Consider the following 16495-nt stretch of genomic DNA (forward strand, 5'->3'; position numbering starts at 1 on the left):
CACGCATCGCAGCGCGTCATGAATATGCGCGGTGCCGAATTCCTCATCAAACCCTTGAGGTCGGGCGTCATGAGACGGAGGATTCGCGCATCCCGCGCATCGCTCCGCTTGCCCCCCGTGAGAAGGGGAGGTGCGCTCCACTGCTGGAGGAAGTCTGATGAACCGTCTGCCGCTTTCGCGCGTGACCCGTGTCGCGCTCGTCTCCCTGATGAGCCTGCTCGCCATTCCCGCCTGTTCGGATGACGACGCTGACGGGCCGTACGCGGACCCGAACCCCAGCAAGGGCCCGGGCGAGGAGACACCGGACGCGGGGCCGCCGGACTCCGGCACGGATTCGGGGACGCCGGACTCCGGCACGCCCGACGCGGGCCCGACGGTCTGGCCGCAGGAGTTCACGTGCACGGGCAAGGAGACCCACACGCTGAGCTTCGCCCCCGGCCAGGAGCAGCAGCTCCAGAACGCCGTCAATGACTTGAAGCCGTGCACCACCATCACCCTGGGGGCGGGCACCTTCCACTTCGACAACGCGGTGACCATCCGCCAGGACGGCATCACCTTCCAGGGCGCGGGCCGGGGCGCGAAGGGCGAGGCCACCGGTGGCGCGGCCAGCACGGTGCTGGACTTCACCAACGCCGCCGCGAACACCAACGGCCTGGACGTGGTGGGCAAGCTCTTCACGCTGCGCGACATGGCGCTGTGGGGCGCGCAGAAGGACGGCCTGCGCGTGGAGAACTCCAGCAACGTCTTCATCCAGCGCATCCGCACCGAGTGGGCGCAGCCGAACCTGCCGACCAACGGCAAGTACGGCATCTACCCGGTGAAGTCGCGCTACGTCATCGTGGAGGACAGCGAGGCCTACAACGCGTCGGACGCGGGCATCTACGTGGGCCAGACGCGCTACGCGATTGTTCGCCGGAACATCGCGAAGCAGAACGTGGCGGGCATCGAAATCGAGAACACGAAGTTCGCGTTCGTGGAGGGCAACACGGCCATCGACAACACCACGGGTCTGGTGGTGTTCGACCTGCCGGGCAACCCCATCCAGGGCACGGACGTGCTCGTCACCAAGAACACCATCACCGGCAACAACCGGAAGAACTTCGCGTCGGACTCCGGCAGCAGCAGCACCGTGTCCCAGGTGCCGGCCGGGACGGGCACGTTCATCCTGGCGTCGCGCCGGGTGGAGTTCGTGGGCAACACGTGGGGCGACAACAACACGGTGGACATCGCGGTGCTGAGCGGCCTCGCCATCGAGCCCAACCCCGTGCTGTGGTCCGCGGGCTTCTTCAACTTCTCCACGTCGGACGTGTCCATCCACCACAACACCTTCCTGGGTGGCAGCGGTGGGAACGTGGACAGCGGCGAGACGAACCCGGCGACGCGTCCGCTGGGCTACCTCATCTCCAACCTCTACGCGTACGGCAAGGCGGCCGCGGGCGTGGACCGGGTGGAGCACGTGATGTGGGACGGCATCGACCCGGCGCCGCGCAACGAGAACGTGGCCAACGGCATGAACCTCTGCTTCAGCAACAACACGCTGCCGGCCGGCGCGAAGGCGTCGGTGGTGGACCTGGACCTGGAGGCCGTGCAGAAGAAGCTCACCGCGGCGACGCCGGACATCGTCGGTGCCTGGGCGGAGACGCGGCGCTACAACCAGGGGGCCGCGCCCTTCAACTGCTCGGGCTTCGCGCCCGCGCTGAAGCTCCCCTGAGCGGACGTTTCAAGGACTCACGACCATGCGTTCGCCGTACATGACGCGCCTGGGCCTCGCCGCGGTGTTGCTCGCCGCGGCGGTGGCCGCCTGCTCCGGTGGGAATGAAGACGACACCCACATCATCGACCCGCCCGACGCGGGTGATGCCGGAGATGCCTCCACGCCCGACGCCGGGCTGGACGCGGGTGACTCTGGGCCTGGAGAGGACGGAGGCACCGACGCTGGAGACGACGGGGGGACTGACGCGGGACCTGAGGACGGAGGAAGCGACGCGGGGACCGATGCGGGCTCCGACGCGGGAACGGATGCCGGCCCCCCTCCGGGGACGGTGACGATTCCGAACGAGCTGTCGGGCTACGGGCTCTTCACGGGGACTCCCGCGGGCGGCGACTTCAAGCCCGTGGAAGGCAACCTCCCGTATGAGCTGACCACGCCGCTCTTCTCCGACTACTCCCTCAAGTCCCGCACGCTGTACATCCCCGCGGGCAAGGCGGCGCTGTACTCGGCGGACGCGGTGCTGGACCTGCCGGTGGGCACCATCATCACCAAGACGTTCGCCTTCCCGGCGGACTTCCGTGAGCCGACCAAGAACGTGCGTCCGTTGGAGACGCGCGTCCTGGTGCGGCAGCCGCAGCCGGTGGGCTGGGTGGCGTATCCCTACGTCTGGAACGACGCGCTGACGGAGGCGACGCTGGCCAGCGGCGGGAAGGTGTTCAAGGACTTCTCGTTCATCGACGAGCAGGGCGTGACGAAGAAGCTCGACTACCTGGTGCCGCAGCGCAACCAGTGCCAGAAGTGCCATCACGTGGTGGATGAGCAGGACAACCAGCACCTGCTGCCCATTGGCGTGAAGGCCCGGTATCTCAACCGCGAGCACACCTATGGCGTCCAGCCCGTCAACCAGCTCCAGCACCTGGCGAGTCTCGGGAAGCTGGAGGGGTTGCCGCCGGCGGCGCAGGTTCCCCGCGCTCCGGATGCCTTCAACGCGGGCGAGGCGGACCTGACGCAGCGGGCGCGCACCTATCTGGATATCAACTGCGCGCACTGCCACAACCCCAAGGCGCAGCCCGGCATCACCAGCCGGCTGTTCCTGGACATCAAGACGACGGATGAGTTCAGCCTGGGCTACTGCAAGCGCCCGGGCTCCGCCGGTGGCGGCGTGGGCGGTGAGTTCGACATCGTCCCCGGCAGCCACGACACGTCCATCCTCTGGTTCCGGATGCACACGGAAGTCTCCGGGAAGATGATGCCGGAGATTGGCCGGGCGCTGCGCCACGAGGCGGGCGCCCAGCTCATCGCCGACTGGATTGACGCCATGCCGCCGCGAAGCTGCAAGTAGCGAGCGGTCCGTCCACGCCAAGACAGCCCCTTTCGTGCCCACGTGCACGGAAGGGGCTTTTCATTTCCGTGCATAATCCCCGGCGCATGTCCCTTCCCGCGCTGGTCCGGGGGACTGGCCTCGCCCTGGCGCTGGCCGTGCTCGCCTCGTGTCGCATCGAGTCCGCCGCGCCGTCCTCCGGCACCCGCGCCGCCTCCGAAGTCGCGCCCACCGGCGAGGTCTGGGTCTACACGTCCATGTACCAGCACGTGCTGGACGCGCTGGAGCCGCTGCTGAAGCGGGAGCTGCCCGGCGTCACCGTGCGCTGGTACCAGGCTGGCAGCGAGAAGGTGGCCAGCCGCCTGGAGGCCGAGCGCGCCGCGGGCGCCATCCGCGCCGACCTCCTCGCCACGTCGGACCCGTTCCTCGTGGAGCGGCTCGCGCGTGAGGGCACCTTCCTGCCGTATGCCTCTCCGCATGTGCTGCGGGTTCCTCGGGCGCTGTTGGATTTGGATGCGCGGTATGCCGCCATCCGCGTGTCCACCATGGTGCTGGTGCACCGCGAGGGCTCGCTTCCTCCGCCCACGTCCTTCGCGGCGTTGGCGGATGGGACGTGGAGCGGGCGCGTGGCCATCGGCGACCCGCTGACCTCGGGCACGGCCTTCACCTGGGCGGTGTTCTGCCAGGCCCGCCACGGCGAGGGGTACTTCGCGGGGCTGCGCAAGCAGGGCGCCATCGTCGCGGGGGGCAACGCGGCGGTGCTCCAGAAGGTGGAGAGCGGTGAAGCGGATGCGGGCGTCCTGCTGCTGGAGAACGCGCTGACGGCGCGCGCGAAGGGCCGTCGGATTCAGGTGGTCTGGCCCACGGATGGCGCGGTCACCATTCCGGGCCCCGTGGCGCTCCTCGCGAAGACACCCAATCCCGTGGCGGCACGGGCCGTGGTGGACGTGCTCCTGTCTCCCGAGGGGCAGCGGCTCATCGTCGAGCAGGGAGACATGCACGCGGTGGACCCTCGGCTCGCGGGGCCTCGAGGGGAGCCCGGCGTGGAGGTGTTGCTCCAGCGCACGCAGCCGTGGACGCCGGAGTTGCTGCGGCACGGACTGGTGGGGGGTGGCGCGCTCAAGGAGTCCTTCTCGCGGGCCTTCTCGAAATGAGCACGCCCGGGGCGCGATGGCTGGGATTGGCCGCGTGGCTGGTGCCGGTGGCCGTGTTCGCCGTGGGGCCGGTGGTGATGTTGCTCTCGCGCGGCGCGGTGGCGCCGGGTGAGCTGGGGAGGGCGGGGCTGGCCTCGGAGCTGGGGGCGCTGGGGAACACGCTGGTCATCTCGGGAGGGGCCGCGCTGCTCGCGCTCGCGTTGGGGGCGCCGCTGTCGCTGCTGCTGTTCCGCACGGACCTGCCGCTGCGAGGGGTCTTCACCGTCCTGTTCACCCTGCCCTCCGCCATCCCCGCGTTCATCTGGGGCATGGGTTGGTTGTCATTGGCCAGTCCTCGCGCGGGCTATCTCAACCGGCTGTGGGGGGAAGGGACCCTCGACATCCATGGGCCCGTGGGCATCGCCTTCGTCGAGGGGCTGTCGGGCTTGCCGCTGGTGCTGCTCGCAGGCGCGGCGGCGCTGCGCAGGATGGACCCGGCGCTGGAGGAAGCGGCGCGCGTGTGTGGTGCTTCACCGATGAGGGCGCTGCTGACGACGACGGTGCCGCTGGTGCTCCCGTCGCTCCTGTCCGGCGCGGTGATGGTGTTCCTCATGGCGGCGTCGTCCTTCGGGGTGCCGTATCTGCTGGGCGTGTCCGCGACACCTCCGACGCGGGTGCTCACCACGCGCATCTACGAGCTGGTGCTGCAAGGGGATGAGGGGCTGGGACGGGCGTGTGCGCTCGCGCTCGTGCTGCTGGCGCTGACGCCGCTGTCGCTGCTGGTGACGTGGGCGCTGGGGCGCTCCGGTCGCGTGAGGTTGAGCGCGGGCAAGGGGCTGGCCTCGCGGCCGCTCGCGCTGGGCCGTGCGCGGACGATGGCCACCGTGGGGGTCTCGAGCGTGTGCCTGGTGCTGGTGCTGCTGCCCTTGGGCGCCATCCTGCTCACGTCGCTCCAGCGAGGCTTCGGGGCGCGGCTCGCGTGGGAGGAATTGACGCTCTCGCATTGGGCCCAGGTGTTGACGCAGCCTCGCACGCTGAGGGCCACGGGGCTCAGCCTGCTGCTCGCGGCGGGGGCGGGAGTGCTGGTGTGTGGCTTCGGGTTGGCGGCGGCGATGCTCCAGCGAGGGTTCCGGCGGCTCGGGGCGGGTGTGGAGGCGCTGGCCGTGTGGCCCTATGCCGTGCCGGGCACGGTGCTGGCGTTGGCGCTCCTGCTCGCGTTCTCCCGAGACTGGCGCTTCATCTTGTTGGACCAGGTGGCCTTCGTGCTGGCGATGGCGCATACGCCGTGGCTGCTGCTGGTGGCCTATGCGGCGAAGTACCTGGCGCTGGGGACTCGCAACAGCGCGGAGGCGCTGGCGCAGCTGGACCCATCGCTGACGGAAGCGGCGCGGGTCAGCGGGGCGAGTCCCCTGCGCGCGTTCCTCGACGTGCCGCTGCCGCTCCTGCGGCCGGCGCTCACGGTGGCCTTCATCCTGGCGTTCCTCTCGTGCGCGACGGAAATCACCATGTCCGTGCTGCTGGTGCCCGCGGGCTCGGAGGTCCTGGGCAAGCTGCTCTTCGACTTGCAGAGCTACGCGGACCCGGCGGCCGCGGCCGTGCTGGCCTGTGCGTTCGTGATGCTGGTGGTGTCGGGACAGGTGGTGCTCGCGCTGGTGTCCCGACGCACGACGGAGGCGCGGTGATGGCGGCCATCTCGCTGGAGGGCGTGTTCAAGTCCTACGGCGCCACGCCCGTGGTGCGGGGCCTGAGCCTCGAGGTCCAGGAGGGCGAGCTCGTCTCGTTGCTGGGCCCCTCCGGCTGCGGGAAGACGACCACGCTGCGCATGCTCGCGGGGCTGGAGCATCCCGACGCGGGAGTCCTCCGCCTCGGCGGCGAAGTGGTGGCCGGGCCCGGCGTGCGCGTGCCTCCCGAGCGGCGCGGCCTGGGCATGGTGTTCCAGGGCTATGCCGTGTGGCCCCACCGCACCGTGGAGGAGAACGTCGCCTATCCGCTGACGCTGCGCCGTATGCCCAAGGCAGTGCTCGCCGCCAAGGTCAGCGAGGCCCTTCGCTGGGTCCGACTGGAGCAGCTCGCGACACGCAAGCCCCACGAGCTCTCAGGTGGACAGCTCCAGCGCGTCGCCCTCGCGCGAGCCCTGGTCGCGGGGCCTCGCGTGCTGCTTCTCGACGAGCCCCTCTCCAACCTGGACGCGGCGCTGCGAGAAGAGCTGCGCGCGGAGATCGCCACCCTGCGGGCGCGACTGGGCACCACCCTCGTCTTCGTCACCCACGACCAAGGCGAGGCGCTCGCGCTGTCGGACCGCATCGCGGTGATGAACCAAGGTGTCCTGGAGCAGGTCGCCACCCCCGAGACGCTCTACCGCGAGCCAGCGACGCCCTTCGTCGCGGGCTTCGTCGGAGGCGCCAACATCCTCACGGGCGAGGTGCGCGCCGGCGCGTTCCACACCTCCCACGGCGGCGGAGTGTTCCCCCTGCCCCCGGACACCCTCGGGCCCCCCGGCCCCGCCACGCTGGTGGTCCGCCCCGAGGACCTGGAGCTGGGAGAGCTCGGCACACCGCTGCCCCTCTCCGCGCGCCTGTTCCTGGGCTCCGCGGCCGAGTACCGCTTCCCCGTCGACGGCACCCTCCTGCGCGTGGTGGCGCCGCCCCTGGACGTGCGCCCCGGGCAGTCCCTCCAGGTCCGCATCCGCAAGGCGCGCCTCTTTCCCCGGGGATGAGCAACAGGACGTTGCCCGGGTGACGGGGCTCCGACGACAATCCCCTGTCCCCCCGGCTTCTGGAGTCACCGTGTCTCGCTCCCTGTCCTTGCTCACCCTCGCCCTGCTGACGCTGGGCCTCTCCGCCTGCGCCGAGGAGGACGCCTGCACCGAGCTGACCACGTGCGGCGCCTGCACGAGCGCGTACGTGGACCTGGCGTGCAAGTGGTGCCCGGGCGACAGCACCTGCTCCCTCAACGGAGAAGGCGGCTCGTGCGAGTACCAGGAGCTGAGGGACGACCCCGCCGAGTGTGGCGCCTCGGGCTCCTGCACCCAGCCCTACAAGGGCCCGTCGTCCCCGGACCTCGCCGCGACGCTCTGCGGGGCCGCGTACCAGTACGGCTGCCAGGGCAACACGTCGAGGCGCGACGAGAACTGCCGCGCCTACACCCGGTTCCAGACAGACAACCCCGGCAGTCCGTCCTGCCCTCACTGCCCTTGAGGGCGCGTGATTTCAGCACGCGCGGGACACCCGGTCCGCGTTAAGCCAGGGCCCTCTTCCTTCCCGAGGACCCATGAGCGACAACAACCCGAGCATCCTCTCTCACGTCTCCATCGGCACGAACGACTTCGCGCGCGCCGTGGCCTTCTATGACCGGGTGATGGCCACGCTCGGCTACGGCCGCGTGCTGGAGTTCCCCCACGCCGTCGCCTACGGCAAGCAGTTCCCCGAGTTCTGGGTGCAGACGCCGCTCGACGGCTCGCGCGCCAACGTGGGCAATGGCACGCACTTCGGCTTCATCGCCCACTCGAAGCAGGCGGTGCATGCCTTCCACGAGGCCGCGCTCGCGGCGGGCGCCACCAACGACGGCGCCCCGGGCCCTCGTCCGCTGTACGGCGAGCCGTACTACGGCTGCTTCGTGAAGGACCTGGACGGCCACAAAATCGAGGCGTCCTTCTGGGACACCTCGATGGGTGGCTCGCACGGCGCCTGAGCTACACCTTCCGGAGCTTCCAGGCGCCTCGGCGGAACAGGATGGCGGAGATGATGGCCACCATCGAGAAAGCCACCGAGAGCGCCAGGAACACGCCCGAGGGCCCCATGCCCGCGGGCCCCGACAGCACCCACGCGAGCGGCAGCTCCAGGAGCCAGAAGCAGAAGATGTTGATGAACGTGGGCGTGGCCGTGTCGCCCGCCCCGTTGAAGGACTGCGTCAACACCATGCCGAACGCGTAGAAGAGGAAGCCTCCGCTGATGATGCGCAGCGCGTGCGACGCGTGGTCCACCACCGCCGCGTCCGTGGAGAAGGTGCCCACCAGCGGGTCCGCGAAGAGGACGAACAGCAGGCCCAGCGAGCCCAGGAAGATGGCGTTGATGCGGCCCGCCGTCCACACCGCGCGCTCACCGCGCGCCGGGTCCTGCGCCCCCAGGCTCTGCCCCACCATGGTGGCCGCCGCGTTGGCGAGTCCCCACGAGGGCAGCAGCGCGAAGAGGACGATGCGCATCGCGATGGTGTAGCCCGCCACCGCCGCGCTGCCGAACGTCGCGACGATGCGCGCCAGCATCACCCAGCTGGTGGTGTTCACCAGCGCCTGCGCCGTGCCCGCGCCCGACAGCTTCAGCATGGACAACATCGTCCCCGCCTCCAGCCGCACGTGCTCGCGCCGGATCTGGAGCCGGCCGCTGCCTCGCGCCAGACGGTAGAGCTGATACACCACGCCGCACGTCCGGCCGAACGTCGTCGCCACCGCGGCGCCCATGACGCCCAGCTCCGGGAAGGGCCCCACGCCGAAGATGAGCATGGGCGCCAGGACGATGTTGATGGCGTTGGCCAGCCACAGCACCCGCATGGCGATGGCCGCGTCGCCCGCACCCCGGAAGATGGCGTTGATGAGGAACAGCAGGAACACGCTCGCCATGCCGCCCAGCATCACCTGCGTGTAGCGCACGCCGTGCTCCAGCACCCACGGCGAGCCGCCCATCAGCGACATCAGCGGCCGGGCGAAGACGACGCCCGCGGCCGAGATGGGAATCGCCAGGAGCACGCCCAGCCCAATGGCTTGCACCGCCGTGCGCGCCGCCCGCTCCGGGTCCTTCTCACCGATGCGACGCGACACCATCGCCGTGGCGCCGATGCTCAGGCCCATGGCCGCCGCGTAGATGATGGTGAGCAGCGACTCCGTCAGCCCCACCGTGGCGACGGCGTCAGCCCCCAGACGGCCCACGAAGAAGACGTCCACCACGGCGAAGATGGACTCCATCACCATCTCCAGCACCATGGGGACCGCGAGCAGGAAGATGGCGCGCTTCACCGGGAGCGCGGTGAGGTCCCGCTCCGTGCCATGCATGGCTTCCTTGAGTGAGGCCCAGAAACTCATCGCGCGCCCATCCGAGGGCACTCCCACGTCAGACATTGTCCCGCCTCCAGGCCGCCCCCCGAATCGGGGACCTTCTGGCAGGAAGGCGCGACCGCGTCCAGGGACGACTCCGTTCCGCGCCGCCTGACTCGCCGCCCCACCCTGGAGGCCCCCCATCAGGCGGCCTGACAGGCATGTTCTCGCCCTGCGGCAGGACGCCACCCACCCATACCGTCCTACCTCGAACACCCATCCCACTCCGTCGGACCGTCCTGCTGAATCATCGTGGGGTGTAGCGTGCGCGCACTCATGGTGACACGCTTTCACATGTATCAGCCCCGCCCGAACCCAGCCGGGGCGTCTCACACTTCCGTCTGGCCAGCAGTGCGCGCGTACTGGGACGCGTGCATCTGGGACCGGGGGTGCACCTCGCCCAAGGCGCGGTGGTGTGCTCTCCAGACGGTTCCGTCCAACTGGGTGCGGGCAGCGCGGTGCGTGAGAACGCCACCGTCGTCGGCACGGCCCGAAACCCTGTCACGGTGGGGGAGAAGACCTCCCTGGGCCCTCGGAGCCTGCTCCTGGGTGCCACGACAGGCCATCTGTGCGAGGTCGGCGCAGGAGCCATCCTCATGCCAGGCAGCCAGTTGGGCGACCGCTGCCTGGTGAGCGAGGGGGCGCTGGTGCCCCCTGGCATGTGGGTCCCCTCGGATTCCGTCGTGGTGGGCCGCCCCGCCCGCGTCGTGCGCCGGGTCGACACAGGCGACCTGGAGCGACTGCGCATGACTCGCGGCGGCAGCCTCTCGCTGCCCGAGCAACCTCTCACCCCCTTCTTCGCGAAAGACCGCGCCGAGGACGCACCCATGGGACAGCTCTATTCCTTCCGAGACAAGCATCCGCTGGTCCACCCCACCGCCACGCTCTTCTCCTCCTGCGAGGTGACGGGCGACGTCATCATCGGCCCGGGCTCCATCATCGGCCCGGGGGTGAGAATCGTCGGGGAGTCGCACGTGCCGCTGCGCATCGGCGCGGGCGTGCGCATCCACGCCAACACCGTGATTCACCTGCAACTGGGTGGCAGTCTGGTGTTGGAGGACGGTGTCCTCATGGGGCCGGGCTGCGTGGTGCACGGCTGCTTCGTGGGCGCGAACACGGTGGTGGAGCCCGGCGCCATCCTCTGCGACCGGAGCCGCCTGGGGCGGGGCTGTGTCGTGGGCGCGGGCAGCATGGTGCGCGCGGGGACGCTGTTCCCGGATGCCGCGCAGGTGGATGGCTTCCCCGCGGTGCAGACGGGCTTCCTCGCGTCGCTGCCGCCCGTGCCTCCCTGGTCGCTGCGGCCGGAGGACCTGCCGGAGCTCCGCCGGGTGAGCTAGGCCCGGTGTCCCCGAGCCCCCGCCCGGACATCGCGCGAGGCCCCGACGGGCCGCACGCTGTCCGGGGGGGCCACTCGTGCCAGCGAGCCCCTCCGTCCAAATCGTGAGGGGAGCGGGGAGCCCCGCGGCGGAGCCTGCTTGCCTGGCCCCGAGCCGCGCGGAGCCCGCGCCATGGAATGACATGGCTTTCACGGGCGAGGGCGAGATGTGGCAGTCGCCGGGCACCGAAGGGCTGCGGGAGATCCACCGGGGACGCCGGTACGTCGTCCTGCGGACGTGGGGCCAGGACGGCGTCCCGCTGGTCATCAAGCAGGTGCGCCAGGGGCCGCTCGCCACGGGCAGCGCGGCCATGCTGCGCCACGAGTACACGCTGCTGCGCGAGCTGCGAGACACCGTGCCGCACCTGGCGCGCGCCCGCTGGCTGGAGGACCTGCCTTCGCGCCTGCCCGTGCTCGCGCTGGAGGACAGCGGGCCCCAGAACCTCCAGGCCTGGCAGCACCGCAGGCCCGTGGAGGTGGAGGTCTTCTTGGAGCTGGCCCTCCAGGCCACCGGCATCCTCGCCGCGCTCCACCACCAGCACGTCATCCACCGGGACATCAACCCCACCAACCTGGTGATGAGCGCCGACGGCCGTCACCTCACCCTCGTCGACTTCGACCTGGCCACGCGCGTCTCCGGGCTCGCGCCCTCGGGAGGAATGCCCGCGGAGCTCCAGTGGGTGCTGCCGTACATCGCTCCCGAGCAGACCGGGCGGATGAACCGGCCCATCGACCACCGCGCCGACCTCTACTCGCTGGGCGCCACGTTCTACGAGCTGCTCACCGGCCAGCCGCCCTTCACGTCGTCAGACCCGGTGGAGCTGGTCCACGCGCACCTCGCCCGAGCGCCCGTCCCTCCCACCTTCGTCAACCCCACCATCCCCCGCGTCGTCGCGGACATCGTCCTCAAGCTGCTCGCGAAGATGCCGGAGGAGCGCTACCAGAGCGCGGACTCGCTGCTCGCGGACCTCCAGGAGGTGCGCCGGCGTCAGGCTCGACACGCGCCGGAGGACTTCGAGCTGGGGCGGCTGGACCTGGCCCGACTGCTCTCGCTCCCGGAGCGCCTCTACGGCCGCGAGCCCCAGCAGGCCGAGCTGCGCGCCGCGCGCGAGCGGGTGCGCCGAGGCACCAGTGAGCGGGTGCTGCTCTCCGGCGCGGCGGGCATCGGCAAGTCCGCGCTGGTCCATGACCTCTCTCGCGACGCGGCGCCAGGAGACCGGCTGCTGACGGGCAAGTTCAACCAGCTCCAGGGCAATGTCCCCTACTCTGCCTTCGTCCAGGCGTTTCAAGGGCTCGTGCGCGAGCTGATGGAGGAGACACCCGAGGCGCGCGATGTCTGGCGTCAGCGCCTCCTGGGCGCGCTGGGTCCTCACGCGCGAGTCATCACGGATGTCATCCCCGCACTCGAGGAGCTGCTCGGCCCGCAGCCACTTCCTCCCAAGCTGGGACCGGTGGAGGCCGCCGCGCGCTTCCACCTCCTCTTCCAGTCCTTCGTGCAGGCGCTGGCGACGCCTCGGCATGCGCTCGTCCTGTTCCTGGATGACCTCCAGTGGGCGGACCCGGGCTCGCTCCAGCTCCTCAAGAGCCTGTGTGGAGACCCGGGCTCGCTGCACCTCCTCTTCATCGTCGCGTGGCGTCCCCAGGAGCTGGGGCCCGAGCCGCTCCTGCCCCGCGTCCTGCGCACGCTCGACGAAGAAGGCGCCATTCCCACGCGGACCTTCGAGCTGTCCCCATTGGATGACGCCGCCATCACCTCGCTGTGCGCGGACACCTTCCGCCGCCAGCCCGAGGACGTCGCGCCCCTCGCCCGGCTGCTGCTGCGCAAGACCGCGGGCAATCCCCTCTTCCTCACCCGCCTGCTGCGGATGCTGCACGGCTCCGGCTTGCTGAGCTTCGACTGGGAGCACGGCACGTGGACGTGGGAGCTGGAGCGACTGGCGCGCGTGGAGGTGACGGAGAACGTGGTGGAGCTGATGCTCGACACCATCCGTCGGCTTCCGGAGCGGGCCCAGCACGTCCTGGAGGTGGCCGCGTGCCTGGGCGACCGCGTGGAGCTGGGGGTGCTGTCGGCCCTCGTGGAGGAGCGGGACGAGGACGCCGCCTCCGCGCTGTGGACCTTGCTGCGCGAGGGGCTGCTCATCCCGGAGAACGAACCGCCCCATCCGCGAGCGACGCCGGACGCCTCCGCGCCGCAGGAGGCCGTCTATCGCTTCGCGCACGACCGCGTCCGGCAGGCCGCGTACTCCCTGCTCACCGAGGACCAGCGCGCGGAGCTGCACCGCGCCGCGGGACAATGGCTGCTGCGCGGCGCGCGCGGCGAGGTGCTGGAGGAGCGCCTCTTCTCGGTGGTGGACCACCTCTACCGAGGCCTGGAGAAGTCCCAGGACGTCGCCGAGAGACAAGCGCTGGCGGAGCTGCTCTTCCGCGCGGGCCTCAAGGCCAAGGCGGCGTCCGCCTTCGGCGCGGCGCTGGTGTACCTCACGCGGGGCCTGTCCCTGCTGCCGCCCACCGAGTGGCCTCGGCGCCACGAGCAGCTCTTCCAGGTCCACAAGGAGGCCGCCGAGTGCGCCTACCTCTCCGGCAATGGCAGACAAGCCGAGGAGCTGCTGCACACCGCCCACGAGCACGCCGCCTCCGCGCCTCGCAAGGTGGACCTGTATGTCCTCCAGGTGCTGGCCCACCTGCTCAATGGCCACTACGCGGAGGCCGTCCGCTCGGGCCAGGAAGGGCTGCGCTTGTTCGGCATGGAGCTGCCGGAGGAGGGCTACACCCAGGCCCTCTCCGCCGAGCTCGGGAACGTGGAGCTCCAGCTCCGAGGACGCGCGGTGGAGGAGCTGCTGAACGCGCCGCCGATGGAGGACCCGAGGCACCTCGCGTGTGTCCAGCTCCTCTCGGAACTCGTCACGCCCGCGTACTTCGTCGACCCGGACCTGTATGCGTATCTCAACACGCGGGCCCTCGCGCTGACGCTGGAGCATGGCAACTCCCGCTGGGCGCCTTCCGTGTATGCCTATCACGGCACGCTGCTGGCGAGCCGGGGCGACGCGGCCCGCGCGGAGTCCTTCTGCCACCTGGGAATCTCCCTGGCCCGGCGCATGGGGGACTCGCGGCAGGAGTGCCGGGCGCTCGTCACCCTCACGCTCAACATCAACCACTGGCGCGCGCCCCTGCGCACCAACCTGTCCCTCTTGCGGCGGGCCATCACCACGGGCCTGGCCAGCGGCGACCTCCAGTACACCAGCTATGCGCTCGCCAACGTCGTCACCACCGAGCTGGCCATGGGCACGGAGCTGGTGCGCATCCTCGGCTCCATCGACACCAGCCTCTCCTTCGCCCGGCGCAGCGGCGTGCAGGTGATGGCGGATGTCTCCGTCCTCTACCGACAGGCCATCCGCGCGCTCCAGGGGCGCACCCACCAGCTCGCGCGCCTGGATGATGACGACTTCGTCGAGAAGGACTTCCTCGCCTCGGGGCAGATGGCCCACACGAGCCTCTACCTGCGCTCGCTCCTGAGGCTGTTCGTCGCCTACGTCCTGGGGGACCTGGACGAGGCCGCGAGGATGTCTCGCGAGGTGCTGCCCTACGTCCACTTCGCCCAGGGCTTCTTCCGCAACGTCGACTTCAACGTCCTGACCTCGCTGACGATGCTGGCGCGCGCCACCCGCATTCCCCAAGAGCGGGACGTGGCGCTCGCCGCCGTCGAGGAGAACCAGCGGCAGCTCGGCGCCTGGGCGGGCCTGTGTCCGGAGAACTTCCGCCACAAGCACCAGCTCGTCGCCGCCGAGGTGGCCCGCGTCGAGGGCCGGCCCCTGGAGGCCATGGGCCTCTACGACAGCGCCATCGACGGCGCGCACCTCCAGGGCTTCCTCCATGACGAGGCCATCGCGAACGAGCTGGCGGGGCGCTTCCATCAACAACTTGGCCACAAGCGCTTCGCCACCCTCCACCTTCGCGCGGCCATGGACTGCTTCACGCGCTGGGGCGCCCAGGCCAAGGTGACGCTGCTGGAAGAGGAGTTCCCCGAGCTCAAGAGCGTCGTCGACCGCCCGTGGGCCGAATCCGGCGTGGCCCATCCGAGCCTGGGCGCACCGGGTGCGTCGTTGGACCTGCTCACGCTGCTCAAGGCCTCCGAGACGCTGATGGGCGAGGTGGTGCTGGACCGGCTCCTGGAGAAGCTGATGGCGGTGTGCTTCGAGGCCGCGGGGGCCACGCGCGGCGCGCTGCTGCTGGAGGAGGAAGGCACCCTGCAGGTGCGCGCCGTCGGAGCCATCTCCGAGCCCGTCAGCCTGGAGCACACGCCACTCTCCGAGTCGAACCAGGTGCCCGTCTCCCTCCTGGAGCACACGTTCCACGCCGGCGAGACGCTGGTCCTGGCCGATGCCGCGCACCAGGGCCGCTTCACTCAAGACACCTACGTCGTCCGCCGGGCCGTGAAGTCCGCGCTGGCCATTCCCATCCAGCGGCCTGGGAAGACGGTGGGCGTGCTCTATCTGGAGAACGACCTGGCCACCCGCGCCTTCACGCCGGAGCGGATGGGATTGCTGCGGACGCTCTCGTCCCAGATTGCCATCTCGCTGGAGAACAGCCGCCTGTTCGAGCAGCTCCACGTCGAGGTGAAGGAGCGCCGCCGCGCCGAGGAAGCCGTGCGCTTCCTGGCCGACTCCGGGCTCGCGCTGGCGGAGTCACTGGACCTGGAGAAGACCCTGGCCCAGGCCACGCGCCTCGTCGTCCCCTTCCTCGCGGACTGGTGCATGTTCTCCGTGCTCGACCCGGGGGGCGAGCTGCGCATGCTGGCCGCGGCCCACGTGGACCCGGAGAAGGACCGCCACCTGCACGAGCTGTTCGAGAAGTACCCCATCGGCTGCACCTCTCCCCCCGCCATCGTCCGCGTGCTGCGCACGGGCCAGCCCTTCCTTCGCACCGATGTCACCCAGTCCGTGCTGCGCGAGCACGGCCATGGGCCTGACTATGTCGAGCGGCTCAGTGAGCTCAATCCTCGGGCCGCCATGCACGTGCCGCTCATCGCGCGAGGCAAGACGCTGGGCGTCGCCACCTTCGTCTCCTCCACGCCGGGGCGGCGGTACAGCCAGGTGGACCTGGACCTCGCGCAGGAGCTCGCCCGGCGTGTCGCGGTCTGCATCGACAACGCGCGCCTGTATCGCGAGTCCCAGGACAGCATCCGCCTGCGCGATGAGTTCCTCAGCGTGGCCTCGCACGAGCTGAACACGCCGCTCACCTCCCTGCGCCTCATGGTGCAGACGCTCCTGCGCCACGTGCCGCCGGAGCTGCCGCCGCTCGCGGTGCGCAGCCTGCGCACGCTCGACAAGCAGAGCGCGAAGCTCACCACGCTGGTGGAGGAGATGCTCGACATCTCCCATCTCCAGGCGGGCCGACTGGACCTGCACCTGTCGCTCGTCGACCTCGCGGACGTCATCGACACCGTCGCTCGACTCCTGCGCGAGCCGCTCCAACGCGCGCACTGCGAGCTGGAGCTCCAGGTCGAAGGCCCGCTGGTGGGTCACTGGGATGGCACCCGGCTGCAACAGGTGCTCGTCCATCTGGTGTCCAACGCCCTCAAGTTCGGGCCGGGCAAGCCCATCACCCTTCGCGCCTGGGCCGATGACCGCACGCACGTCCACGTGAGCGTCCGGGACCAGGGCATCGGCATCTCCGCCGAACAGCTCCCCCACATCTTCGAGCGCTTCGAGCGAGCCGTGTCCGTCCGCGCCTACGGGGGGCTCGGGCTGGGACTGCACCTGGCTCGGGAGATCATCAGCGCGCTGGGCGGGAGCATCCACGTGGAGAGCACGCCGGGCGTGGGCAGCACCTTCACCCTCACGCTCCCCACGTAGCCGCTTCCAGGCCCGGG

The 16495-nt window shown here is 70.4% G+C and carries 10 protein-coding genes; 9 read left to right on the plus strand and 1 reads right to left on the minus strand.

Features of this window, described 5'->3' with window-relative positions:
• The first annotated feature begins 157 nt into the window (after positions 1-157).
• The 7 genes from MYSTI_RS38280 to MYSTI_RS38310 all read left to right on the plus strand — a co-directional run bounded on the left by MYSTI_RS38280 (position 158) and on the right by MYSTI_RS38310 (position 7855).
• Positions 158-1711, plus strand: coding sequence for a parallel beta-helix domain-containing protein (locus MYSTI_RS38280; RefSeq protein WP_015353238.1), 1554 nt, complete (start codon positions 158-160; stop codon positions 1709-1711).
• A 25-nt stretch (positions 1712-1736) separates the two neighbouring features.
• Positions 1737-3053, plus strand: coding sequence for an SO2930 family diheme c-type cytochrome (locus MYSTI_RS38285; protein WP_015353239.1), 1317 nt, complete (start codon positions 1737-1739; stop codon positions 3051-3053).
• An 86-nt stretch (positions 3054-3139) separates the two neighbouring features.
• The gene (locus MYSTI_RS38290; RefSeq protein WP_015353240.1) at positions 3140-4186 is read left to right on the plus strand and encodes an ABC transporter substrate-binding protein; all 1047 of its coding nucleotides are present in this window, start codon (positions 3140-3142) and stop codon (positions 4184-4186) included.
• Positions 4183-5847: an ABC transporter permease gene (locus MYSTI_RS38295; protein WP_015353241.1), complete on the plus strand. Its 1665-nt coding sequence runs from the start codon at positions 4183-4185 to the stop codon at positions 5845-5847. Before MYSTI_RS38290 ends, MYSTI_RS38295 begins: the two co-directional genes overlap by 4 nt.
• Positions 5847-6881 carry an ABC transporter ATP-binding protein gene (locus MYSTI_RS38300; RefSeq protein ID WP_015353242.1) on the plus strand — a complete coding sequence of 345 codons (1035 nt, stop codon included), beginning with the start codon at positions 5847-5849 and terminating at the stop codon, positions 6879-6881. The genes MYSTI_RS38295 and MYSTI_RS38300 overlap by 1 nt, the downstream gene beginning before the upstream one ends.
• A 70-nt stretch (positions 6882-6951) precedes the next feature.
• A complete protein-coding gene (locus MYSTI_RS38305) occupies positions 6952-7362 on the plus strand; it encodes a hypothetical protein (RefSeq protein WP_015353243.1) in 411 nt (136 codons plus the stop codon).
• A 73-nt stretch (positions 7363-7435) separates the two neighbouring features.
• On the plus strand, positions 7436-7855 hold the full coding sequence (locus MYSTI_RS38310) for a VOC family protein (RefSeq protein ID WP_015353244.1): 420 nt from the start codon (positions 7436-7438) through the stop codon (positions 7853-7855).
• Between the two features lies 1 nt (position 7856).
• Here MYSTI_RS38310 and MYSTI_RS38315 read toward each other — a convergent pair whose 3' ends face one another.
• Positions 7857-9275 (minus strand): MATE family efflux transporter, encoded by a 1419-nt coding sequence (locus MYSTI_RS38315; protein WP_015353245.1) that lies wholly within the window; start codon positions 9273-9275, stop codon positions 7857-7859.
• A 365-nt stretch (positions 9276-9640) separates the two neighbouring features.
• On the opposite strand from MYSTI_RS38315, the gene MYSTI_RS38320 reads away from it, so the two are divergent.
• The gene (locus MYSTI_RS38320; protein WP_015353246.1) at positions 9641-10588 is read left to right on the plus strand and encodes a gamma carbonic anhydrase family protein; all 948 of its coding nucleotides are present in this window, start codon (positions 9641-9643) and stop codon (positions 10586-10588) included.
• A 181-nt stretch (positions 10589-10769) separates the two neighbouring features.
• Positions 10770-16478, plus strand: a complete 5709-nt coding sequence (locus tag MYSTI_RS38325) for a sensor histidine kinase (RefSeq protein WP_015353247.1) — start codon at positions 10770-10772, stop codon at positions 16476-16478.
• Positions 16479-16495: the final 17 nt, after the last annotated feature.

It is taken from the genome of Myxococcus stipitatus DSM 14675 (assembly GCF_000331735.1).
Classification (GTDB): Bacteria; Myxococcota; Myxococcia; order Myxococcales; family Myxococcaceae; genus Myxococcus; species Myxococcus stipitatus.

Coding starts and splice junctions, on each gene's coding strand:
- MYSTI_RS38285 (WP_015353239.1), top strand. CDS start 1,737: ATGCGTTCGCCGTACATGACGCGCCTGGGCCTCGCCGCGGTGTTGCTC.
- MYSTI_RS38290 (WP_015353240.1), top strand. CDS start 3,140: ATGTCCCTTCCCGCGCTGGTCCGGGGGACTGGCCTCGCCCTGGCGCTG.
- MYSTI_RS38295 (WP_015353241.1), top strand. CDS start 4,183: ATGAGCACGCCCGGGGCGCGATGGCTGGGATTGGCCGCGTGGCTGGTG.
- MYSTI_RS38280 (WP_015353238.1), top strand. CDS start 158: ATGAACCGTCTGCCGCTTTCGCGCGTGACCCGTGTCGCGCTCGTCTCC.
- MYSTI_RS38310 (WP_015353244.1), top strand. CDS start 7,436: ATGAGCGACAACAACCCGAGCATCCTCTCTCACGTCTCCATCGGCACG.
- MYSTI_RS38300 (WP_015353242.1), top strand. CDS start 5,847: ATGGCGGCCATCTCGCTGGAGGGCGTGTTCAAGTCCTACGGCGCCACG.
- MYSTI_RS38325 (WP_015353247.1), top strand. CDS start 10,770: ATGGCTTTCACGGGCGAGGGCGAGATGTGGCAGTCGCCGGGCACCGAA.
- MYSTI_RS38315 (WP_015353245.1), bottom strand. CDS start 9,275: ATGTCTGACGTGGGAGTGCCCTCGGATGGGCGCGCGATGAGTTTCTGG.